The 20,323-nt window shown below is 61.3% G+C and carries 20 protein-coding genes; 11 read left to right on the top strand and 9 right to left on the bottom strand.

All coding sequences use genetic code 11. The features are described 5' to 3' along the window. Nucleotides 1-498 precede the first annotated feature (498 nt). Nucleotides 499-1,149 (top strand): TetR/AcrR family transcriptional regulator, encoded by a 651-nt coding sequence (locus tag HA052_RS06195; RefSeq protein ID WP_081546138.1) that lies wholly within the window; start codon nucleotides 499-501, stop codon nucleotides 1,147-1,149. Here the strand turns inward: HA052_RS06195 and HA052_RS06190 are convergent. Both HA052_RS06190 and HA052_RS06185 read right to left on the bottom strand, forming a co-directional pair. Then, nucleotides 1,146-2,573, bottom strand: a complete 1,428-nt coding sequence (locus tag HA052_RS06190) for a sensor histidine kinase (RefSeq protein WP_166451246.1) — start codon at nucleotides 2,571-2,573, stop codon at nucleotides 1,146-1,148. The two genes, HA052_RS06195 and HA052_RS06190, sit on opposite strands and share 4 nt — an antisense overlap. Continuing rightward, nucleotides 2,574-3,239: a response regulator gene (locus tag HA052_RS06185; RefSeq protein WP_166451245.1), complete on the bottom strand. Its 666-nt coding sequence runs from the start codon at nucleotides 3,237-3,239 to the stop codon at nucleotides 2,574-2,576. Between the two features lie 123 nt (nucleotides 3,240-3,362). Between HA052_RS06185 and HA052_RS06180 the strand changes: the two genes are divergently transcribed. The 3 genes from HA052_RS06180 to HA052_RS06170 all read left to right on the top strand — a co-directional run bounded on the left by HA052_RS06180 (nucleotide 3,363) and on the right by HA052_RS06170 (nucleotide 7,364). After that, nucleotides 3,363-4,454: an ABC transporter substrate-binding protein gene (locus HA052_RS06180; protein WP_166451244.1), complete on the top strand. Its 1,092-nt coding sequence runs from the start codon at nucleotides 3,363-3,365 to the stop codon at nucleotides 4,452-4,454. A gap of 101 nt (nucleotides 4,455-4,555) precedes the next feature. After that, entirely contained in the window at nucleotides 4,556-6,301 is a 1,746-nt protein-coding gene (locus HA052_RS06175) for an ABC transporter permease (protein ID WP_166451243.1), read from the top strand. Then, the gene (locus tag HA052_RS06170; protein ID WP_166451242.1) at nucleotides 6,294-7,364 is read left to right on the top strand and encodes an ABC transporter ATP-binding protein; all 1,071 of its coding nucleotides are present in this window, start codon (nucleotides 6,294-6,296) and stop codon (nucleotides 7,362-7,364) included. Before HA052_RS06175 ends, HA052_RS06170 begins: the two co-directional genes overlap by 8 nt. A 305-nt stretch (nucleotides 7,365-7,669) precedes the next feature. Here HA052_RS06170 and HA052_RS06165 read toward each other — a convergent pair whose 3' ends face one another. Continuing rightward, nucleotides 7,670-8,773: a porin gene (locus HA052_RS06165; protein ID WP_166451241.1), complete on the bottom strand. Its 1,104-nt coding sequence runs from the start codon at nucleotides 8,771-8,773 to the stop codon at nucleotides 7,670-7,672. A 677-nt stretch (nucleotides 8,774-9,450) separates the two neighbouring features. Here HA052_RS06165 and HA052_RS06160 point away from each other — a divergent pair. Continuing rightward, on the top strand, nucleotides 9,451-10,728 hold the full coding sequence (locus tag HA052_RS06160; protein WP_166451240.1) for an O-acetylhomoserine aminocarboxypropyltransferase/cysteine synthase family protein: 1,278 nt from the start codon (nucleotides 9,451-9,453) through the stop codon (nucleotides 10,726-10,728). 98 nt (nucleotides 10,729-10,826) lie between these two features. On the opposite strand, the gene HA052_RS06155 is transcribed toward HA052_RS06160, so the two are convergent. Genes HA052_RS06155 through HA052_RS06145 form a run of 3 tightly spaced genes read right to left on the bottom strand, consistent with a single transcriptional unit; the run spans nucleotide 10,827 to nucleotide 12,829 of the window. Then, on the bottom strand, nucleotides 10,827-11,279 hold the full coding sequence (locus HA052_RS06155; protein WP_166451239.1) for a BLUF domain-containing protein: 453 nt from the start codon (nucleotides 11,277-11,279) through the stop codon (nucleotides 10,827-10,829). A 46-nt stretch (nucleotides 11,280-11,325) separates the two neighbouring features. Beyond that, a complete protein-coding gene (locus HA052_RS06150; RefSeq protein WP_166451238.1) occupies nucleotides 11,326-12,255 on the bottom strand; it encodes a hypothetical protein in 930 nt (309 codons plus the stop codon). Between the two features lies 1 nt (nucleotide 12,256). Further along, complete coding sequence (locus HA052_RS06145; RefSeq protein WP_166451237.1) at nucleotides 12,257-12,829, bottom strand: LemA family protein; 573 nt, start codon at nucleotides 12,827-12,829, stop codon at nucleotides 12,257-12,259. 140 nt (nucleotides 12,830-12,969) lie between these two features. On the opposite strand from HA052_RS06145, the gene HA052_RS06140 reads away from it, so the two are divergent. Beyond that, complete coding sequence (locus tag HA052_RS06140; RefSeq protein WP_240937291.1) at nucleotides 12,970-13,833, top strand: Rossmann-like and DUF2520 domain-containing protein; 864 nt, start codon at nucleotides 12,970-12,972, stop codon at nucleotides 13,831-13,833. On the opposite strand, the gene pncB is transcribed toward HA052_RS06140, so the two are convergent. From pncB to HA052_RS06125, 3 genes are read right to left on the bottom strand one after another with little or no spacing between them, the layout of a single operon-like run. Further along, nucleotides 13,822-15,021, bottom strand: a complete 1,200-nt coding sequence (gene pncB, locus HA052_RS06135) for a nicotinate phosphoribosyltransferase (RefSeq protein WP_166451319.1) — start codon at nucleotides 15,019-15,021, stop codon at nucleotides 13,822-13,824. The two genes, HA052_RS06140 and pncB, sit on opposite strands and share 12 nt — an antisense overlap. A 17-nt stretch (nucleotides 15,022-15,038) precedes the next feature. Then, nucleotides 15,039-15,743: an SAM-dependent methyltransferase gene (locus HA052_RS06130; protein WP_166451235.1), complete on the bottom strand. Its 705-nt coding sequence runs from the start codon at nucleotides 15,741-15,743 to the stop codon at nucleotides 15,039-15,041. Next, on the bottom strand, nucleotides 15,740-16,321 hold the full coding sequence (locus tag HA052_RS06125) for a Maf family protein (RefSeq protein WP_166451234.1): 582 nt from the start codon (nucleotides 16,319-16,321) through the stop codon (nucleotides 15,740-15,742). Before HA052_RS06125 ends, HA052_RS06130 begins: the two co-directional genes overlap by 4 nt. A 107-nt stretch (nucleotides 16,322-16,428) precedes the next feature. Between HA052_RS06125 and HA052_RS06120 the strand changes: the two genes are divergently transcribed. The 5 genes from HA052_RS06120 to fabD all read left to right on the top strand — a co-directional run bounded on the left by HA052_RS06120 (nucleotide 16,429) and on the right by fabD (nucleotide 20,277). Next, nucleotides 16,429-16,932, top strand: a complete 504-nt coding sequence (locus tag HA052_RS06120) for a YceD family protein (RefSeq protein ID WP_166451233.1) — start codon at nucleotides 16,429-16,431, stop codon at nucleotides 16,930-16,932. Nucleotides 16,933-16,978: 46 nt separating this feature from the next. Beyond that, nucleotides 16,979-17,158, top strand: coding sequence for a 50S ribosomal protein L32 (gene rpmF, locus HA052_RS06115; RefSeq protein ID WP_011136965.1), 180 nt, complete (start codon nucleotides 16,979-16,981; stop codon nucleotides 17,156-17,158). A 57-nt stretch (nucleotides 17,159-17,215) separates the two neighbouring features. After that, the gene (plsX, locus tag HA052_RS06110; RefSeq protein ID WP_166451232.1) at nucleotides 17,216-18,253 is read left to right on the top strand and encodes a phosphate acyltransferase PlsX; all 1,038 of its coding nucleotides are present in this window, start codon (nucleotides 17,216-17,218) and stop codon (nucleotides 18,251-18,253) included. Nucleotides 18,254-18,258: 5 nt separating this feature from the next. Beyond that, nucleotides 18,259-19,218: a beta-ketoacyl-ACP synthase III gene (locus HA052_RS06105; protein ID WP_166451231.1), complete on the top strand. Its 960-nt coding sequence runs from the start codon at nucleotides 18,259-18,261 to the stop codon at nucleotides 19,216-19,218. A gap of 129 nt (nucleotides 19,219-19,347) precedes the next feature. Continuing rightward, complete coding sequence (fabD, locus tag HA052_RS06100; RefSeq protein WP_166451230.1) at nucleotides 19,348-20,277, top strand: ACP S-malonyltransferase; 930 nt, start codon at nucleotides 19,348-19,350, stop codon at nucleotides 20,275-20,277. Nucleotides 20,278-20,323 lie beyond the last annotated feature (46 nt).

Genomic DNA, 20,323 nt, shown 5'->3' with positions numbered 1-20,323 from the left:
AGCGTATTTATTTTTTCGATTAGAAACTGTCTGCTTCCTAAGAATGACATTGCTTGAGTGCGTGCTTGTTATCTTGAGCAGAAGCGTGGTGCGCAGAGAGCAGGTGGAAAGAGGGCTGGGAAGTCAAAGGCCGGTGCGAGCCATTGTCTTGGCTGTGGCGGTATTTTCCCCGCATCCGCGCCGATCTTGCCGCTATTTTACCGCGTTGCGCGGATGCCACGTCGGCCGCTAGATCACGGTGAATGCGGCAGGGAAGACAGTCTTTCATGCAAAATGTTCCAAATCATCAGAACTACGCAATTTAATAATAATTATTCTAATTTTTTCGACCTATTTTTAAGTGTTATTGGGAAATAATCTTAAAAAGAACAGCATTTTTCCCACCGTCTCTAGTTGAAACTACTCACTGGCCTATTTAGCGTGCGCTCACCCTCGCTTATGGCAAAAGTTTCGCGTATCATCAAACCTTGGTTGGGATAAACATGACATAAGAATATAATGCAAACTAGACGAACACAACAAAGTCGTAGGGAGTCCACCATTGGGAAACTGGTGGAAGCGGCCATCGAGTGTCTGCTGGAGTTTGGCTATCACGGTACCAGCGTGCAGTTGATCTGCAGCCGGGCCGGTGTCTCCCAGGGGGCCTTATTCCGCCATTTCGCCACCAAGAACGAACTGATGCTGCCGGTGGGGCGCAAGGTGGTCGACGATATTTTCGAGGCCGGCCTCAAGCTGGCGGCGGAAATGCCCGGCACGATGCCGGAAGAGGAGAGAATCGTCGCGCTGATGAAGGCCTTGGTGCTGTCGCCGCGCCACATCGTGTTGATGGAACTGCTGATGGCGGCGCGAACCACCGCCGACTTGCGAGAAATCTTCCTGGCCAGCTCAAGCAACTACTTCCGCGACCGCTTCGTTGCGATGATGGCATCGCTGTTTCCGCGTTACGCGATCTCTACCGGCTTCTTCGCCACTTTGTTGACCATGATGACCACCTTCCACGGCATGGCTTTGTACCGAATGCTGAACGAACATCCGGAAGGGGACAAAATGCGCGAACAGTGGTTGCTGACCGCCTTGCGCACCGAACTGGAGCGCATCCGCGCGGAAGGCGCTGATAGCCGTAACCCTTTGTACCAGCTTCCGTTCTAAACCGCTTCGCCGCCGGTCGGGGGGAACTGCAGTTTGACGCTGAGCCCGCCTCCGGCGTTGCGGCTCAACTCCACCGCCGCTCCGTGCCGGTGAGCGATCTCCCTGACAATGGCCAAACCCAGGCCGCTCCCGCTGCTGGCTGCGCCGGCGATGCGATAAAAACGCAGCCATACCTTGTCTTGTTCCGTTTCGGCGATGCCGGGGCCGTTGTCGTCGACGCGCAGCCACGGCGCCGGCAACGCGCCGGCCGCGATCGTGATCCGCGCGTCGCCGTTGCCGGGATGGTAGCGGATGGCGTTGTCCAGCAGGTTGCCCAACAATTCCCGCAGCAGACCGGCGTTGCCGCGTATCCGCACCGTATCTTCTCCCTCGTAACCCAGATCCGCGCCTTGGCCGTGCGCCCAGGGCGCTTGTTCCAGTGCCCACTCCCGGACCCAGGCGGCGAGGTCCATGTCGTCCAGTTCGATGGCCTGGCCGTTGTCCGGCTCCACCCGCGCCAGTTGCAATAGCTGGTGCACGCCATGACTGGCGCTGTCCAGCGAGGCGAGCAATTTGTCCAATTGTTGACGCAATGAAGATTCCTGCGCCTGGCGTCGCGCCAGCTCCGCCTGCGTCCTCATCACCGCCAGCGGCGTTTTCAACTGATGGGCAGCATCGTCGATGAAGCGGCGGCGCGCCGCCTGCAATTTATGCCAGCGCACGCCTTGCTGGTTCAGCGCTTCCACCAAGGGCGTCAACTCGGTGGGCAACTCGCGGCTGGGCAGGGGGCTGAGATCGGTTTCCTTGCGGGCCACCACATTACGGGACAAACGACGCAAAGGGCGCAGGCTATGGCTGACCGCCAGCAGCACGATGGCGAGCATGATGACGCCGAGCAGCGCCTCCTGCGCCAGGGAGCCGATGAGCAGGGTGCGCGCCAGCTGTTCTCGAGACTCCGGCGTTTCCGCCACTTGTATCCATACGTCCTGGCTGCGCAGCGTGCTCATGTCGCGCACCGATAGTCTCAAGGTCAGCAAGCGCAGCGTTTCGCCGTGGTAGGGGATGTCCATGTAGTCGGGCTGGTAGCGGATGGACTCGCGCCGGCGCGGCGGAGGCAGCGGCAAGTCGTCGTAGCCGGTGAGCAGCGCGCCGTCCGCTCGGCTGACGCGATAGAACACTTTGCCGGAGGCGTTGGACTCGAACATCTGCAAGGCGAAATAGGGGATGTCCACACTGACGGCGCCGTCATGGGCGGCGACGCCGTCGGCGATGGCGCGACCGGAGCTGAGCAACATGCGGTCGAAGGCGGTATTGGCCGCCTGCAAGGCGCGGTTGTAAGTCATCCAGCCGTCCAGCGCCAGCATCAGCAGCAGCGGAATGGACAGCCCGAGCAGCAATTGCTTGCGCAAGCTGGCGGGTTTGAGGCGAGAGAGGGCGGTTCGCATTTATGGTGTGGTCAATAGGTAGCCCAGCCCGCGCAAGGTGACGATGGAAACCGGCTGGCCGGCCAGCTTTTTGCGCAAGCGGTGCACATAGATTTCGATGGCTTCGGCGCTGCCGCTTTCATCCAGGCCGAAAATCTTTTCCGATAGCTGGCTTTTGCCTATGGCCTTGCCGCCTTGCAACATCAACACTTCCAGCACCGCGTGTTCGCGCGGCGTCAAGTGCAGCGCGTCGCCGCTCAGCTCAAACTGGCGGCCGACGCTGTCGTAGCTGAGGGGGCCTAATTCCAGCAGCGGGCTTTCGCGGCCGTGGCTGCGGCGGATCAGCGCGCGCACCCGCGCCTCCAGTTCGTTGAGGTCGAAGGGCTTGGCCAGATAGTCGTCGGCACCCAGGTCCAGCCCGCGCACCCGCTCTTCCACCGAGCCGTGCGCGGTCAGTATCAGCACTGGCAACGTTTGCTTGCGGCCGCGCAGCCGGCGCAGCACTTCCCAGCCGTTGAGTTTGGGCAGGTCCAGATCCAGGATGGCCAGCGCGTAGTCCTGGGTGCGAAGCACATGATCGGCGTCGCTGCCGTTGAGCATGCAGTCCACGGCGAAGCCGGCTTGGCGCAAGGCCTGGGCCAGCGATTCGGACAAGGCCGGATTGTCTTCCACCAAGAGCAGGCGCATGGTTGGGTCACTGAAAGCGGATTGAAAGCTTTACTCTAATATCATGGCTGGGGAAGCGAAGCCAATAGAGCTGCGCGATTCGAAAGATGTCGCGAACATCTTCATCTACCTAGGAGCAACACCATGAATAGAGTCAGAAGCCTGTCCGCGCTGTGCTGTGCGCTGGGCTCCGCCGCCGCCTGGGCGGCGCTGCCCGCCGGCTATCCCGCCGCTTACCAGAGTCTGGTGGACGCCGCCCTCAAGGAGGGCAAGGTGGTGGTGTATTCGGCCACAGACAGCGCCGCGGCGAGGCCCTTGATCAAGGATTTCCAAGCCTTGTACCCCGGCGTCAAAGTGGAATACCACGATATGAACAGCACCGAGATCTACAACCGCTTCATCAGCGAGAACGCGGCCAACAGCGCTAGCGCCGATGTGGTGTGGAGCTCGGCGATGGATTTGCAAGTGAAGTTCGTCAATGACGGCTACGCCGCCAGCTACGCTTCGCCGGAAGCGGCCAATCTACCGGCTTGGGCGCATTATCAGCAGCAAGCCTACGGCACCACATACGAGCCGGTGGCCATCGTCTACAACAAGCGTTTGCTGAAGCCGGAGGAAATTCCGCAGACCCGCGCCGACCTAGTGCGCATCCTCAAAGCGAATCCGGCTCGTTTCAAGGGCAAGGTCACCACTTACGATGTGGAAAAGTCCGGCGTCGGCTTCAACTTCCTGACCCAGGACGTGCGCCATAACGCCAACGGCGCCTGGGAACTGGCGCGTACGCTGGGTGCCACGGGGGTCAAACTGCAGACCTCCACCGGCGCGATGATGGAGCGGATCTCCTCGGGCGAGAACCTGATCGGCTACAACATCCTCGGTTCCTACGCTTACGCCAAGGCGAAAAAGGACCCGGCCATCGGCTACGTCTATCCCAAGGACTACACCCAGGTGGTCAGCCGCTTGGCCATCATCTCCAAGAAGGCGCGCAATCCCGGCGCGGCGCGGCTGTGGCTGGACTATTTGCTGTCCAAGCGCGGCCAGAGCGTGCTGGCCAACCAGTCCGAGCTGTTCTCGCTGCGCGGCGACGTGAGCGGCGCGGCTTCCATCGCCGCCTTGAACCAGCAATTGGGCGGCAGCGCCAAGCCCATCCAGGTGGGCACCGGCCTGCTGGTCTATCTGGACCAGGCCAAGCGGCTGGATTTCATGCGTCAGTGGCAGCAGGCGCTGAAGAAATAGCGTCCCCTTCCGGCCATTGCGGCCGACGTTTCCAATGACAGAATCAGCCGTCCGCCACGCGCGGACGGCGCAGAGGCCTGCGCGCAGGCCTGGGAGCAAGCATGAATTCCTCGATTAATCCGGCAGCCCCCGCCGAGGCGGCCAAGGCCGCCGCCCACGGCGGCTGGCCACGTGGGAGCGCTGCCGGCCGTTGGCTGGTTTTGGGCGCGCTGGCCCTGCTGGTATTGACCCCGCTATCACTGGTGATCTATCAAAGCCTGCTGGATCAGCCCTTTTTCATGGCGGACAAAAACGTGGGGCTGGTCGCCTATCGCTTTGTGTTCGCCGATCCCGATTTCTGGTCCGCGCTCGGCAATTCGCTGGTGATCGCCGCCGGCATGGCGCTGATCGCCATTCCGCTGGGCGGGGTGCTGGCGTTTTTGATGGCGCGCACCGACTTGCCCGGCCGGCGCTGGCTGGAGCCCTTGCTGCTGACGCCAGTGTTCGTGTCGCCCATGGTGTTGGCCTTCGGTTACGTGGTGGCGGCCGGGCCGGTGGGTTTTTATTCTTTGTGGTTCAAGCAGTGGTTCGGCGTGGAAGAGGTGCCGTGGAACATTTATTCGCTGCTCAGCATCGCGGTAGTGGCGGGGTTGACCCATGTGCCGCATGTCTATCTGTACGCGTCGGCGGCCTTGCGCAATCTGGGCTCGGACGTGGAAGAGGCGGCTCGGGTGGCCGGCGCCAGCCCCTTCCGCGTGGCGCGCGACGTCAGCCTGCCGATGGTGATGCCCTCCATGTTGTTTGCCGGCGTACTGGTGGTGTTTCTCGGCTTCGAGGTATTCGGCCTGCCGCTGGTGTTGGGCGATCCGGAAGGCCATTTGGTGCTGGCCACTTATCTGTACAAGCTGACCAATAAACTCGGCGTGCCGTCCTATCACCTGATGGCCGCGGTGGCGGTGTGTCTGATCGCCGTCACCTTCCCGCTGGTCCTGTTGCAACGTCGGCTGTTGCGCAGCGCTCAGCGTTTTGTCGCGCTCAAGGGCAAGGCCGGTCGCCAGCATCCGCTGTCGCTGGGGCCGTGGCGATATCTGGCGCTGGCCATCGTGCTGTTGTGGCTATTCCTCACCGTGGTGGTACCTATTTCCGGCATCGCGCTGCGTTCGGTGGTCAGTCACTGGGGCGAGGGCGTGTCCTTGCTGGAGGCCTTGACGCTGGATCATTACGCGCTGGTGTTCGAAGAGGACAACATCGTCCGCGCCATCGTCAACACCCTGGGTGTCGGCATTATCGGTGGCGCGCTGGCGGTGGGCTTCTACACCCTGGTTGGTTTCGCGGGCCATCGCCGCCACGATTGGGGCGCGCGTATGCTGGATTACTTAGTGCTGCTGCCGCGCGCGGTACCGGGCATCCTGGCCGGCCTGGCCTTCCTGTGGGTGTTCTTGTTTGTGCCTGGCCTGCAGGGCGTCAAGAACAGTATGTTGTCGATTTGGGTGGCCTACACCGTGGTCTGGCTGGCCTATGGCATGCGCCTGGTGCAGAGCGCCTTGTTGCAAGTGGGGCCGGAACTGGAAGAGGCCGCCCGTACCGCCGGGGCCAGCCAGAGGCGGACCAGCTTGGACGTGACACTGCCCTTGATCCGTTTCGGCCTGTTGTCCAGCTGGCTGCTGATCTTCATGATTTTCGAGCGGGAGTATTCGACCGCGGTGTATTTGTTGTCGCCCGGCACCGAGGTGATCGGTTCCTTGCTCGTGTCCTTGTGGGCTACCGGCGCGGTGGACCAGGTGGCGGCTCTGTCTGTGATCAATATTTTGATGGTGGGCGCCGGCTTGGCGCTGGCCTTGCGTTTGGGAGTGAAACTGCATGACTAAGCTGAGCGTGCGCGATCTGCATCTGAATTACGAGCAGAATCCAATCTTGAAGGGCGTTTCCTTTGATCTGGCCGCCGGCCAGGTGGTGTCCTTGCTTGGCGCTTCCGGCAGCGGCAAGACTACCTTGCTGCGCGCCATCGCCGGGCTGGAGCAGCCGTCGGCCGGTCAAATCCTGTTGGACGGCCGTCCCTTGTACGACGCGTCCGCCGGCTGCAATCTGGCGGTGGAGCAGCGTTCCCTCGGCCTGGTCTTCCAGTCTTACGCCTTGTGGCCGCATCGCACCGTGGCGCAGAACGTCGGCTATGGCTTGAAACTGCGCCAGACTCCGGCGGCGGAGATCGCCGCGAGGGTGAGGCAGATTCTGGACAAGCTGGGGCTGGGGCATTTGGCCGAGCGCTATCCGCATCAATTGTCAGGCGGGCAGCAGCAGCGCGTGGCCATCGCCCGGGCGCTGATTTACAACCCGCCGGTGATTCTACTGGACGAGCCCTTGTCCAATCTGGACGCCAAGCTGCGCGAAGAGGCGCGCGCCTGGCTGCGCGAACTGATCGTGTCGATGAATTTGTCCGCCTTGTGCGTCACTCACGATCAGGGCGAGGCGATGGCGATGTCGGACCAGATTTTGTTGCTGAAGAACGGCCGCATCGAACAGGCCGGCAGTCCTACCGACTTGTATTCCGCGCCGGCTTCCCTTTATACCGCGCAATTCATGGGGGCCAACAACACACTGCAGGCCAAGGTGGCCGCTCGGGACGGCGACAGCGTCACTTTGCAGGGCGAGGGCTGGCAACTGCGCGCCACCGCGAGGCAGGCCTTGCAGGTGGGGCAGCAGGCGGAGGCGGTGATCCGCTTGGAGCGGTTGCGCGTGCAGGACGAGCCGGGCGGCAACAGCCTGCCGGCGCGGCTGATCGCGTCGATGTATCTGGGTGATCGCTGGGAATACCTGTTACAGCACGGCGATCTGCGCTTGCGCGCCTTTGGCCAGCAGGCCAAGCCCAAGGGCGAGTGCTGGGCGGAATTTGGCTTGGAGGATACCTGGGCGTTTGAGGCCGCTTCGGCCTGAGAGGTTCTGTGTGGTTGTTCGGTCGGGGGCAAGCTTGGCTTGCCCTTTTTCATGGCCGCTTGTTGGGGGGCGGGGGACAGTTGAAGCCCGGGCTAGGGGAGCTTCACCTATTGTTGAGCAGAGCCGAGATTAGGGGACGGAGTAAGTGGTCCCGGTTCGGTTTGGTGTGGCGTTTCTAGACTGTGTGCCTTTGGCCGCCATTGTTTAATCTGATGGTGAATAGAACGCCTAAGCAATGAAAAAGGCCCGCTTGCGCGGGCCTTTTTCTCATTCATATTCGTGGGTTCTTGCGTCGAACCGACAAATTAGAATGCGTGGATCATATTTACGCCGAAGGCCTTCAGATCCTTGTTGGCATCATTCACGCCGCCTTTAACGTCGATCTGGCCGTATTGCGCGCCGAAGGTGGTGCGCTTGGAGATCGCGTAGTCAACGCCCAGAACGTACTGGTTGTAGCCAGTGTCGTTCAGCTTCACGCCACCTGCTTCAACCTTGTCGCCGCGAGCGTAGGTGAATTTTGGGGTGAAGGCGCCCAGGGTGTAGGCAGCGGTCAGAGCGTATTCGCGGGTTTTAACTTTGGTATTGCCGTCGAAGTTGCCGGGGATCACAAAGCCCGGAGCAATATATTTGCTCCAACCAACGATGTCCATGCCGCCTTTTTGCTGCTGGTAGCCGAAGGCAACCAACAGATTGTTGGCGTTGTAACCAACTTCCAGGCGATGCTTGTCGTTAGCGGTCTGGTTCACGCTGAAAGGTGCGCCGGTGCCGTCTTTCACGCTATCAACAAGCGCTTTGCTTTCATGGATGTAAGCGTACTTACCGAAGAAGCCGCTGTTTTCGTAGCCGAGGCCAACGATAGTGGTTTCGCGAGCTTTGGTGTTCTTGCTTTTGTCTTCTTTGGTGCCGTATTGCAGAGCGGCGCTGAAGCCTGCGATGCTCGGCAGGTCGTAGCGGATGGAGTTCTTCAGACGGGTGCCGTCACGGGTGAATACACCCAGACCCAGAGCGTCATTCTTGTATTCCCAGCTGTCAACGATGCCCATGTCGCTGTCCAGGAAGTTGGACACGTTGCCCAAGCGTACGGTACCCAGATCGCTTTGCAGGCCAATGAAGGAGTTGCGGTTGGCGAAGGTGCCGCTGCTGCTGTTGGCGGAGCCATCATCATTTGCTTTGCCGGTGCCATCAACAGCGAAACCGGTTTCAACTTGCCAGATAGCCTTCAGACCGTTGCCCAGGTCTTCCTTGCCTTTGAAGCCGATACGGGAACCCAGGTCGTCGATGTTGGTTTGCTTGGTGGAACCATTGTCAACGTATTCAACGCCGCCTTTGATTTTGCCGTAGATGGTCACGTCAGCGAAAGCTGCAGCCGGCAGAGTAGCTACCAGCAGGGCGATCAGACTCTTTTTCATGGTCAAGTCATCCTTTTATATGGGTTTAGGAATGTGAGCAAATGCTATTGGCTAAGTTGTGTAAATGCAACTTTTCGGTAAATGTGGTGTTGCAAATCAGCAACCAATTGTTGCTTTGTGTGTGTGGTTTTACATGTGAATGTCTGCTTAAGCCAATGAAGGAAATGGGGAAAATGCAAAATTAGCCAGAGGGAGATCACTGTTGTAAAAAAACACTATTGAGCTGAAAGCGTGATGCTGTATGAGTATTGCAGGTTTTTCAGGGGAGGGGAGGAAGCGTGATGGGCAAAAAAAATGAGCCCGCAGGGAGGCGGGCTCAAAAATCAACGTGACTTGAAGAGAATTCACGATGCTGCAAGAAGCACATCAAAATGAATTCGTATCTGAATCATAATAGAAAGCGTTGGCTATGTAAATAGCCTGATATCTTGTGGTTCTTAGAGCTTGTATAGTGATGTGTGAGCGGCAACTTGTTGTTTACAAAATACAATTCGATTTATTTGGTCTGGCAATAAAACAATGCCGTGACAATGGCGGGTGTTCTCGGAGGCATAGATTGTTTGGTTCTACGGTTTTGGGTTTAGTTTCTTTTGTTGGTCTTGGTTCCCGGTTAAGGTAAGCGGGTGGCATAGGCGAACGCTGTGCGACTTACCCTAATAGAAGGAAGGAGCGACAAGATGAAACTGGAAACCCTGGCGGTGCATGCCGGCTATGCGCCGGATCCGACAACCAAGGCGGTGGCGGTGCCCTTGTACCAAACCACCAGCTACGCTTTCGACAGCACTCAGCACGGCGCGGATCTGTTTGATCTCAAGGTGCAGGGCAATATCTACACTCGCATCATGAACCCGACCACTGATGTGCTGGAAAAGCGGGTGGCGGCGCTGGAAGGCGGGATAGGCGCGCTGGCGGTGGCTTCCGGCATGGCGGCGATCACCTATGCGATACAAACCATTGCCGAGGCCGGCGACAATATCATCGCCACCAGCACCTTGTACGGCGGCACGTACAATTTGTTCGCCCACACGCTGCCGCAGCTGGGCATCGAGGTGCGTTTTGTCAGTCACCGTCACCCGGAGCAAATCGGAGAAAAAGCGGATGCGCGCACCAAGGCGGTGTTTTGCGAATCCATCGGCAACCCGCTGGGCAATGTGGTCGACTTCGCCGCTTTCGCCGAGCAAGCGCATCGCCGCGGTCTGCCCTTGATCGTCGACAACACGGTGCCGTCGCCTTATCTATGTCGGCCGTTTGAGCACGGCGCCGATATCGTGGTGCACAGCCTGACCAAGTATTTGGGTGGGCATGGCAATAGCATAGGCGGCGCGATTGTCGATAGCGGCCGCTTCCCCTGGGCCGAGCATGCCGAGCGCTTTTCGCGTTTGAACACCCCGGACGTCAGCTACCACGGCGTCAACTATGTGGAAGCGTTGGGAGCGGCGGCTTATATCGCGCGGGCGAGAGTGGTGCCACTGCGCAATATGGGTGCGGCGCTGGCGCCGTTCAACGCCTTCCTGATTCTACAGGGAATCGAGACGCTGGCGCTGCGCATGGACCGCATTTGCGCCAACGCGCAGCAAGTGGCCGGGCATCTGAGTGCTCATCCGGCGGTGGAGTGGGTTGAGTACGCCGGGCTGGAGGATCACCCGGACCATGGCCTGGCACAGCGTTACTTCGGCGGTCGGGCTTCCGGCGTGCTGTCCTTCGGCATCCGCGGCGGCGCGGCGGCCGGCGGGCGCTTCATCGACGCTTTGCAATTGGTGACCCGGCTGGTGAATATCGGCGACGCCAAATCGCTGGCTTGCCACCCAGCCACCACCACCCACCGCCAACTGTCGGCTGAGGAGCAACTGCGCGCCGGGGTGCGGCCGGAAATGGTGCGTTTGTCGATAGGCATCGAACATATCGACGACATTCTGGCCGACATCGACCAGGCGCTGACCGCTGCGGAGCGTTAACGTTTGTTTGCGGGTATGCGAGACAAGGGGAGGGCCGAAAGAGAGGGAACAAAGCTTGCGCAAGCCGTGCTTGATCTCGAGACACTATATAGCTAGATTCAGCCGCGGCGCAGTACTTGCGGATTCATGCCGTTGGGCAGGTGGTGATGCCATTTGCCGTCGAGAAAGCTTTGTATCACGTGTTGGACCTTGCCGTGCAGGGTCCAGCCGGCGTCCCGGGCGATGGAGGCCGCGGACAGCGGTTTGCCGTCGGCTTGCGGCGCCGGGGCAAGGTATTCCAGTGGATGATTAGCCAGCATAGGGTGGTCGATCTCCTCGCGCGACAGCAAGGTCAGCTGATGGTGCAGGGGGTCACGCGCGATGCGTTGATAGAGCGCGTCGATGGCGTCTTCCGGGCCTTCCAGTATTTGCAGGAAGTCGTCGTTCAGCATCAGCAGCACGCTGGCGATGCCCTGGCTTTGGTTGTAGTCGCGAAAACGGCGGATACGGTTATGCATGGTTTCGGCGGAAACCGGGTGATGGGCTGCACTGCTGTAGATCAGGCGGATCATGTGCGCTCCTGCCGAGTGGCGAGTGCTCTTGTTTCAGTATAGTGGTTTAGAACCGAGTCAGCTTGAGCCAGCCCAATACACAGGCAAACGCCACGGCGGCGTGCAGCCAGGCGCGGAGGCGGAACCATCTCGCGCTTTGCTCCGGCGACAGGGTGGTGATGATGAGCGGCCCGCTTTGCTCGTCGCCGCTCAGCAACAAGGAGGCCGGCTGTCGCGCCAGTTCCTGCTGCAGGGCGACGACTTCGCGCTGCGCCGCCGCGCGCGCCAGCGACCACTCTTGCTCGCTGAGTTGGCCGTCTCCATCCAGGTCGAAGCGGCGCAACAGGTCTTCCTTGTCGTTTTTCCATTCAGCCAGTTTGGCGCCTATGTCCAGACGCAAGTCCAGAGCATTGGCGCGCGAATCCAGGCGTCGCAACTGGCCGCGGACATAGATGGCCTCGCCTTCGTCTATCCATTCCTCTATCAGCAGCAGGCCGTCTTCGTGCCAGCGGCGCCGGCTGCGGGCGGCTACTTGCGCGGCGCCGGGGAGGATGGTGGCTTCCGCGTCGCCGTCCACCAGCAGGAAGCTGTCGTCGCTGCTGACATCCGGCGGGTTGGCGCTGGTCGCCAGCCGGTTGGAGCGTTGCAAGGCCCAGGCCAGCCAGTCCTCCCAGTCCAGCTTGCGACGCTCGTCTATGCGCCAGCAGCGGTACCAGGCGCAGCGTCGGCCGCTCAAAGGGCTGTAGTTGGGCGCGTTCGGATGGCAGCGGGCCAGGCCGCATAGTTCGACTTGCCCCAGGGCCGCGCTGCCCAGCCTAGAGGTGGGCGTGTCCGCCACCCGGCGATAATGGCGGTAGTTCATACGCCAGCTTATCAGCCCGACCATGGCTGCAATCAGCAGACCGTGGCGGGCTTCTCCGCCAAGAACCCATAGGGCGGCGGCCAGCAGATATAGGGCCAGCCCCAGGCCAGGCAGCAGAGAAGAGAGCGCCGGCATGTCAGTTGCGCGCGAACAGCGCTTTCACGTCCACGTCGCGGGTTTCCGCGGCGGCGAAGCGCAGCGGCCGGGCCGGCGGGAAGTGAAATAAGCGGGCCAGCAGCACGTCGGGAAATTGTTCTATGCGGGCGTTGTGGAGTTTGACCGCCTCGTTGTAGAGTTCGCGGCGATCGGCCAGCGCTTCTTCCAGTTGGCTGATGCGCGCGCTTAATTGCGCGAATTGCTGATCGGCCTGCAGCGCCGGATAGGCCTCGGCCACCGCGTACAGCTGGCCGATCAGGCCATGCAGGCGGCTTTCCGCGGTGCCGAGGGCTTCCGGGTCCCGGGCCCGGGCGGAATCGGCCACCGCGCCACGGGCGGCCATGACCTGCGTCAGAGTTTCCTGTTCGAACTGGGCGTATTGCCGGCATACCTCCACCAGCTTAGGCAATTCGTCGTGTCGCTGTTTGAGGATGACGTCGATATTGGCCCAGCTTTGCGTCAGCTGGTGCTTCAAATTGATCAGCGCGTTGTATAGCGTGATCAGGTAGAGGCAGACGGCGGCGATGAGGCCGAGAAAAACGGCGAGCTTCATGATGGGATTTCTCCGGAGGCAGGCGTCGTCGATGCGAGGCGTCCATGCCGGCATTATCGTGCAAGGCTGTTTTTTTGTCTGCGCCGGGGTTGGCGCCTCGCGCGGGCGGCTTGAAATTTCCAGGAGGAAGCGTGATTCGAATGAATATCATAGGCGCGGGGCGCCTGGGCAAGACCTTGGCGGCGTTGGCGCGGCGTTCAGGCCGCTACAGCGTGCGGGACGTGATGACGCGCAACGCGGATTCCGCCGCCGCCGCCTGCGCCTTCATCGGCGCGGGCCGGCCGGTGACGGAGTGGGCGGATTTGTCCGCCGCCGATCTTTATCTGCTGGCGGTGCCGGATGCGGCGATCGCCGATTGCGCGCAGCGGCTGGCTGCGGCCGGCGTGCCGTCCGGCGCGGTGGTGTTTCACGCCAGCGGCGTCAGCGGGTCCGAATTGTTGCGGCCGGCGGCGGCGCGCGGCGCGCATGTCGGCAGCCTGCATCCTGCGTTTTCCTTCGCCGATCCCGCTGTCGCGCTTGAAGGATTTTCCGAGGTGCTGTGCGCGCTGGAGGGCGACGCCGAAGCATGCCTTGCCTTGAGGGAATTGGCGCAGGCCATAGGCGGTCGGCCGTTTCAGCTGGCCGACGGCGGCAAACCGGCCTATCACGCGGCCTTGTCGGTGGCGTCCAATTATCTAGTGACGTTGATTGCCATCGCGCGCCGCCTGGCCAGCCAGGGCGGCGTGTCGGAAGAACTGTTGACGCCTTTGCTAGGAGGGTTGATGCGTCAGACGCTGGGCAATGCCTTGGCGCTGGGGCCGCAAGAGGCCTTGACCGGGCCCATCGCGCGCGGCGATGCGTCGACGGTGGCTCTGCATTTGCAGGCGATGGACGACGGAGAGTTGCGCGCCGTCTATCAAGCCTTGGGCAGGCAGACGGTCGCGCTGGTGGGGGATGGTTTGTCCGAACAGGCGCGCCGGCAAGTGCTGAGCGCGCTGGCGTCCGCGGAGGGCTCAGACAGGTAGCGCCACCTTGAATACCTGGCGCAGATAGGCGAGGAAGGTTTCGTCGCTGCACATGGTCTTGCCCGGGCTGTCGGACAGCTTGGCCACCGGTTGGCCGTTGCAGCTGACCAATTTGAGCACGATTTGCAGCGGCTCAAGCCCCATATCGTTGGTGAAGTGGGTGCCGATGCCGAAGCTGACCTGGATATTCGGGCTGAAGTGGCGGTGCAGGTCCAGCGCGCTGTCCACGCTCAGGCCGTCGCTGAAGGTCAGCATCTTGGTGGCTGGGTCGATGCGCAGCTTGCGGTAATGCGCGATCGCCTTCTCGCCCCATTGATAGGGGTCGCCGCTGTCATGGCGCAGGCCGTCGAACAGCTTGGCGAAATAAAGGTCGAAGTCCGCCAGGAAGGCGTCCATGCCCACCACGTCGGTCAGCGCGATGCCGAGGTCTCCGCGGTATTCCTGCACCCAGGACTCCAATGCCGCCTTCTGGAAGTCGCGCAGCCGCACCCCCAGCGCCTGGAAGGCCTGGAAGAACTCATGAGCCATGGTGCCTATCGGGGTGATGCCCAGCTTCCAGGCCAGGTAGACGTTGCTGGTGCCGCGGAAAATGTCCGGGAGCGCGGTGTTCAGGCGTTCCACCACGTGTTGCTGCCAGTCCCGGCTGAAACGGCGGCGGGTGCCGAAATCGGCGATCAGCAAGGGAAAGCGCTGCTGAGCGGCCTCGCTGTCGCGGAAGCGCTCCAGTACGGCAATCTTGGCTTCCAGCCGGCGCAGGCCCTCGGCGCGGACCTCGGCTGAATCCAGGCGGCGGAAATACAGTTCGTTGACGATGGCGAGCACGAAGATTTCAAAGAACATCGCTTGCACCAGCGGGCCCTTGATGCGAATCACCAGTTCCTCGTCCTGGCAGGACACGGTAATGAAGCGCCGCTGCAGATGGAATAGCTCTAGGTAATCGACGAAGTCGCTCTTGATGAAGCGCAACGTGCGCAGGTGGATCAGTTCTTCCTGGGTGAAGTGCAACTGGCACAACCAGTCCAACTGCGCTTCCAATTCCTTCTTCAGCTGGGTCAGCGGCATGTCCGGGCGGTTGCGGCACTTGAACTCGTACTCGCCGTGCGAGGCGGGGAACTGGTGCAGCACCACTTGCAGCATGGTGAATTTATAGAGGTCAGTGTCCAATAGGGAGTGGATCAGCGGCGGAATTTTGGCCATGGGCGGGCTCAGGCGGCGTGAATGATGAAAATGGCCGGGCGCTTGTGCAGGTCCGGCGCGTCCTTGGGCCAGTCCTTGACCCGGCGGCTGACGATGGTCTGGCTCGGCAAAGTCAGGTCGCAAGCCACCGCCAGCCGGGTGGCGGGGGCCAGCATGTCGCGCAATTGTTGCAGCAAAGCGTTGTTGCGATACGGCGTTTCGATGAAGACTTGAGTTTCGTTGCGCTGGCGCGAACGCAGCTCCAGTTCCTTGACGATTTTGGCCTTGTCCGCGGCGTCCACCGGCAGATAGCCGTGGAAGGCGAAGCACTGGCCGTTGGCGCCACTGGCCATCAGAGCCAGCAGGATGGAGGACGGGCCGATCAAGGGCTCCACTCGCAAGCCGCGCTCGTGCGCCAGCGCCACCAGTTGCGCGCCGGGGTCGGCCACCGCCGGGCAGCCGGCTTCGGAAATCAGGCCTAGGTCGTGGCCGTCCAGCAGCGGCTGGAGCAAGGCGGCGACGTTGGCGGCCGGAGTGTGCTCGTTCAGCGTGCTCATGGCGAGTTCGCGGATCGGCGCGCTGACGCCCAGCGCCTTCAGATGCTTGCGCGCGGTTTTTTCGGCTTCCACCACGAAACGGGTCAGGTGAAGTACTTTGGCGCGCTCGGCTTCGGGCAGCCAGGCGATGGATTCGTCGCCCAAGGGGGCGGGGATCAGGAACAGGGTGCCGCTCATCGCAAAATCTCCACGCCTTCATCGGCCAGCATCGTAATCAGTTTGAACAGAGGCACGCCGATCAGCGCATTGGGGTCGTCGGACTCCACGCGCTCCAGCAGCGCGCCGCCGAGGCCCTCGCTCTTGGCGCTGCCGGCGCAGTGCAGCGCGTCCGGCTCGCGTTCCAGATAGTTGCGGATTTGTGCTTCGCTCAGCGCGCGCAGGGTGACGCGGGTGATGCCCACCGCTTCTTGCAGCCGGCGCTCGGCGCTGTTGTACAAGGTCAGCGCCGAATGGAAGACCACGGTGCGGCCGCTCATCCATTGCAACATCTTGACGCCGTTTTCGAACGATCCTGGCTTGCCTATCTGCTGTCCGTCAAGCAAAGCCACTTGATCGGAGCCTATGATCAGCGCTTGCGGATGCTTGTCCGCTAGCGATTGCGCCTTGGTGCGGGCCAGCCGGACCGCTGTTTCCAGCGCGGTTTCGCCCGGCAGCGGGGTTTCGTCGCACACCGGCGGTTCGGCGTGGAAGGGCAGGCCCAGACGGGCGATGATTTCTTGGCGATAGCGGGAGGTGGAGGCCAGTACGATCTGCATGATGTGGACGTCGCTTGTTGCGGAGCCAGTGCGGCCTGGCGGCGCGCGTGGAGGGCTCCTTGTTTCTTTTGACAAATCAGGGGAATGGATTGTACCATGCGAGGTTTATGTCTAAACCGATTTTGATCGATCCGCTCAAGTTCGCCCGGGAAGGGCGTTCGCAAGCCGGCAAACTGCCGGTTGGCGAGCTGGATGAGCGTGTGCACAGCGACCTGTCCGACGCCTCCGGGGAAGTGAAATACGCCCTGGACGGTTTTCGCGACCGGTTGAACCGTTTGTCGCTGCGTCTTCATTTGTCGGCGGAACTCAAAGTGACTTGCCAGCGCTGCATGGAAAGCATGCCGTACAGCCTGGACACCGATTCGGTGGTCACCTTGTTTACCGATCCTGACAAGCTGGAAGACGCTTGCGAGCAGGACGAAGAGCTGGACGCGATCATCGCCGAGCCGGAACTGAACCTGACTGCGCTGATCGAAGACGAAATCATTATGGGCTTGCCGCTGTCGCCGAAACACGACGATTGCGGCAGGGAAACTCTCTCGCTCGCCAAGGCTGACAAGCCCAATCCGTTTGCGGTGCTGGCGGCGCTTAAGAGACCCAAGTCCGAGTAAAACCCGGATTCGAACTGAATCTACTTGAATTTCTTAGGAGTCGACCATGGCTGTTCAACAGAACAAAAAGTCCCCGTCCAAGCGCGGCATGCATCGTGCACACGATTTTCTGACCGCCCCGGCATTGGCTGTAGAAGCCAGCACCGGTGAAGCGCATCTGCGCCACCACATCAGCCCGAACGGTTTCTACCGCGGCCGCAAAGTTGTGAAGACCAAGGGCGAGTAATCTCCCCGTTTTCCTACTTTCCCCACTGATTAGGCAGCACTATTACCGCACTCGTTGATGACTATCACCGTCGCGGTTGATGCAATGGGCGGTGACGTTGGCCTCAAGGTTACCGTCCCTGCATCGATCCAATTCCTGCAAAACCATCCCGACACCCGTTTGATTCTTGTTGGTGACCAGCCTGCCCTAGAGGCGGAACTGGACGCGCATCAAGGCGTCGCGCGTGAACGCATCCGCATCCAGCACGCCACTCAAGTGGTGGGTATGGATGAGGCGCCTCAGCTCGCCTTGAAAAACAAGAAAGACTCGTCGTTGCGGGTGGCCATCAATCTGGTCAAAGAAGGCGAGGCTCAGGCCGCCGTGTCCGCCGGCAATACCGGCGCTCTCATGGCGACCGCGCGTTTCGTGCTCAAGACCATTCCCGGCATCGACCGGCCCGCCATCGCCAAAATGCTGCCCACCGTCAAGGGCTTGTCTTGCGTGTTGGACTTGGGCGCCAACGTCGATTGCACTCCAGAACAACTGTTGCAGTTCGGCATCATGGGATCCGAACTGGTGGTGTGCCTAAGCGGCATCTCCAGCCCCAGCGTCGGCCTGCTGAACATCGGCTCGGAAGACATCAAGGGCAACGACAATATCAAGAAGACCGCCGAACTGCTGCGCCAGTCCGAACTCAATTTCCACGGCAACGTGGAGGGCGACGACATCTGTAAAGGCACGGTGGATGTGGTAGTCTGCGACGGTTTCACCGGCAATGTGGCTTTGAAGACAGCTGAGGGGCTGGCTCACATGTTCGCCGTATTCCTGAAAGAGGAGTTTGGCCGCAGTTGGTGGACGCGCTTGTGCGCGCTGGCCGCGCTGCCGGTGCTCAAGCTCTTCAAGAAACGCATCGATCCTCGCCGCTACAACGGCGCCAGCTTGCTGGGGGTGCGCGGCATCGTGGTGAAAAGCCACGGCGGGACCGATGTCACAGGATTCCGTTACGCGCTGGAGCAGGCTTGCGAGGAAGCCGGCTCCGACGTGATTGGTCACATCGCCGACCGGATTGCTCACCAATTAAACAATCTCAAGCAGTCCGAGGCGGAAGCGAACTGACAACCATGGGCTATTCCCGCATTCTAGGCACCGGCAGCTTTCTGCCCGAGCAGGTGCTCACCAATGCGCAGTTGGCCGAACGCGTGGATACCAGCGACGAGTGGATAGTCTCGCGCACTGGCATCCACGCGCGCCATATTGCGGCAGAGGAACACAAAACCAGCGATCTCGCGCTCAAGGCGGCGGAAGCCGCGATCCAGAGCGCGGGCATCGACAAGCACGAGATCGATCTGATCATCGTCGCCACCACCACTCCCGACATGGTCTTCCCCAGCACCGCCTGTTTGCTGCAGGAAAAACTGGGCATTCCCGGCTGCGCGGCTTTCGACGTGCAGGCGGTGTGCGCCGGCTTCATGTTCGCCTTGGTGACCGCCAACAACTACATCAAGAGCGGCATGGCCCGTCGCGCCTTGGTAGTGGGCGCGGAAATCATGTCGCGGGTGCTGGATTGGGACGACCGCCGCACCTGCGTGCTGTTCGGCGACGGCGCCGGCGCGGTGATTCTCGGCGATTCCGACGAGCCGGGCATTCTGCACGCCAAGCTGGCGGCGGATGGACGCTACAAGGACATTCTCAATACTCCGGCTCAGATTTCAGGCGGCAAGATCCAGGGCATGCCCTATCTGCACATGGATGGCCCGGCTGTGTTCAAATTCGCGGTCAAGGCCTTGTCCGACATCGCCGTCAAGACGCTGGCGGAAGCCGGCGTCGACAAGAGCGAAGTGGACTGGCTGGTGCCGCATCAGGCCAATTTGCGCATCATCGAATCCACCGCCAAGCATTTGGGCTTGCCGATGGACCGCGTGATCGTCACATTGCCGCAACAGGGCAATACTTCCGCCGCATCGATTCCGCTGGCCTTGGACAGCGCGGTGCGAGACGGGCGCATTCATCGAGGCCAGACCGTATTGCTTGAAGGTATAGGCGGCGGTTTCGCCTGGGGCGCTGTATTGTTGAAGATCTGATCCAAACATTGGCGCGCAAGCCGCCGACGGCTGACCGTGAGGTCACTAGCTTGAGCGATATTTGATCGTTAGGCTTGGCAGACGTCGCCGGTTTGCGTCATTCTTGCGTCGAATTCTCAGGAGTCGACTATGGCGTTTGCATTTCTGTTCCCGGGCCAAGGCTCGCAAAGCTTGAAAATGATGGATGGCTTTGCTGATCTGCCCGTGGTGAAACACACTTTTGACGAAGCATCGGATGCCTTGAGCGTCGACCTGTGGGCGATGCTGCAGGCGGACTCGGCCGACGAGATCAACGCCACCGTCAATACCCAGCCCATCATGCTGGCCGCCGGCTACGCCACTTACCTGGCTTGGCAGGAGTTGAACGGCCGGCAGCCGACGCTGGTGGCCGGCCACAGCTTGGGCGAATACACCGCCCTGGTGGCGGCGGCGGCGCTGCCCTTCGCCGAGGCGGTGAAACTGGTGCGCCTGCGCGCCGAGGCGATGCAATCCGCGGTGCCGGTGGGCGTCGGCGCGATGGCAGCCATCCTGAACTTGTCCGACGAGGACATCCGCGCCGCTTGCGCGGAAGCGGCTCAGGGCGAAGTGGTGGAAGCGGTCAATTTCAATTCGCCGGGCCAGGTGGTGATCGCCGGGCATAAAGGCGCGGTGGAACGGGCCATGGAGCAGTGCAAGGCCCGCGGCGCCAAGCGCGCCTTGCCCTTGCCGGTGTCCGTGCCCTCGCATTGCGCGTTGATGCGGCCCGCGGCGGTGCAGCTGGCCGCGGCGCTGGCGCAAGCGGATATCAGCGCTCCGGCCATCCCGGTGCTGCACAACGCCGACGTCGCCAGCTACAGCGAGCCGGCGCAGATCCGCGACGCGCTGACCCGTCAGCTGTACATGCCGGTGCGTTGGACCGAGACCATCCAGAAGCTGGTTGCCGACGGCGTGACGCAGATGGCGGAATGCGGGCCGGGCAGGGTGCTGGCCGGTTTGGCCAAGCGCATCGACGGCAACGTCAAATGCCTAGCGCTGACCGATGTGGCGGCGGTGGAAGCCGCCCGCGGCGAACTGAACTGAATGCAATGCGGCCTCGCCAAGACGGGGCCGGGAATAACGATAAGGA

Source organism: Chromobacterium fluminis, assembly GCF_011602385.1.
Classification (GTDB): domain Bacteria; phylum Pseudomonadota; class Gammaproteobacteria; order Burkholderiales; family Chromobacteriaceae; genus Chromobacterium; species Chromobacterium fluminis.
Note: the sequence above shows the minus strand (reverse complement) of the source record. Positions and strands in the feature narration are given on the sequence as shown.

Coding starts and splice junctions, on each gene's coding strand:
- HA052_RS06140 (WP_240937291.1), top strand. CDS start 12,970: ATGAATATCATAGGCGCGGGGCGCCTGGGCAAGACCTTGGCGGCGTTG.
- fabD (WP_166451230.1), top strand. CDS start 19,348: ATGGCGTTTGCATTTCTGTTCCCGGGCCAAGGCTCGCAAAGCTTGAAA.
- HA052_RS06185 (WP_166451245.1), bottom strand. CDS start 3,239: ATGCGCCTGCTCTTGGTGGAAGACAATCCGGCCTTGTCCGAATCGCTG.
- HA052_RS06170 (WP_166451242.1), top strand. CDS start 6,294: ATGACTAAGCTGAGCGTGCGCGATCTGCATCTGAATTACGAGCAGAAT.
- HA052_RS06190 (WP_166451246.1), bottom strand. CDS start 2,573: ATGCGAACCGCCCTCTCTCGCCTCAAACCCGCCAGCTTGCGCAAGCAA.
- HA052_RS06160 (WP_166451240.1), top strand. CDS start 9,451: ATGAAACTGGAAACCCTGGCGGTGCATGCCGGCTATGCGCCGGATCCG.
- HA052_RS06180 (WP_166451244.1), top strand. CDS start 3,363: ATGAATAGAGTCAGAAGCCTGTCCGCGCTGTGCTGTGCGCTGGGCTCC.
- HA052_RS06195 (WP_081546138.1), top strand. CDS start 499: ATGCAAACTAGACGAACACAACAAAGTCGTAGGGAGTCCACCATTGGG.
- HA052_RS06105 (WP_166451231.1), top strand. CDS start 18,259: ATGGGCTATTCCCGCATTCTAGGCACCGGCAGCTTTCTGCCCGAGCAG.
- HA052_RS06150 (WP_166451238.1), bottom strand. CDS start 12,255: ATGCCGGCGCTCTCTTCTCTGCTGCCTGGCCTGGGGCTGGCCCTATAT.
- HA052_RS06145 (WP_166451237.1), bottom strand. CDS start 12,829: ATGAAGCTCGCCGTTTTTCTCGGCCTCATCGCCGCCGTCTGCCTCTAC.
- rpmF (WP_011136965.1), top strand. CDS start 16,979: ATGGCTGTTCAACAGAACAAAAAGTCCCCGTCCAAGCGCGGCATGCAT.
- HA052_RS06175 (WP_166451243.1), top strand. CDS start 4,556: ATGAATTCCTCGATTAATCCGGCAGCCCCCGCCGAGGCGGCCAAGGCC.
- HA052_RS06155 (WP_166451239.1), bottom strand. CDS start 11,279: ATGATCCGCCTGATCTACAGCAGTGCAGCCCATCACCCGGTTTCCGCC.
- HA052_RS06120 (WP_166451233.1), top strand. CDS start 16,429: ATGTCTAAACCGATTTTGATCGATCCGCTCAAGTTCGCCCGGGAAGGG.
- HA052_RS06130 (WP_166451235.1), bottom strand. CDS start 15,743: ATGAGCGGCACCCTGTTCCTGATCCCCGCCCCCTTGGGCGACGAATCC.
- plsX (WP_166451232.1), top strand. CDS start 17,216: ATGACTATCACCGTCGCGGTTGATGCAATGGGCGGTGACGTTGGCCTC.
- HA052_RS06165 (WP_166451241.1), bottom strand. CDS start 8,773: ATGAAAAAGAGTCTGATCGCCCTGCTGGTAGCTACTCTGCCGGCTGCA.
- HA052_RS06125 (WP_166451234.1), bottom strand. CDS start 16,321: ATGCAGATCGTACTGGCCTCCACCTCCCGCTATCGCCAAGAAATCATC.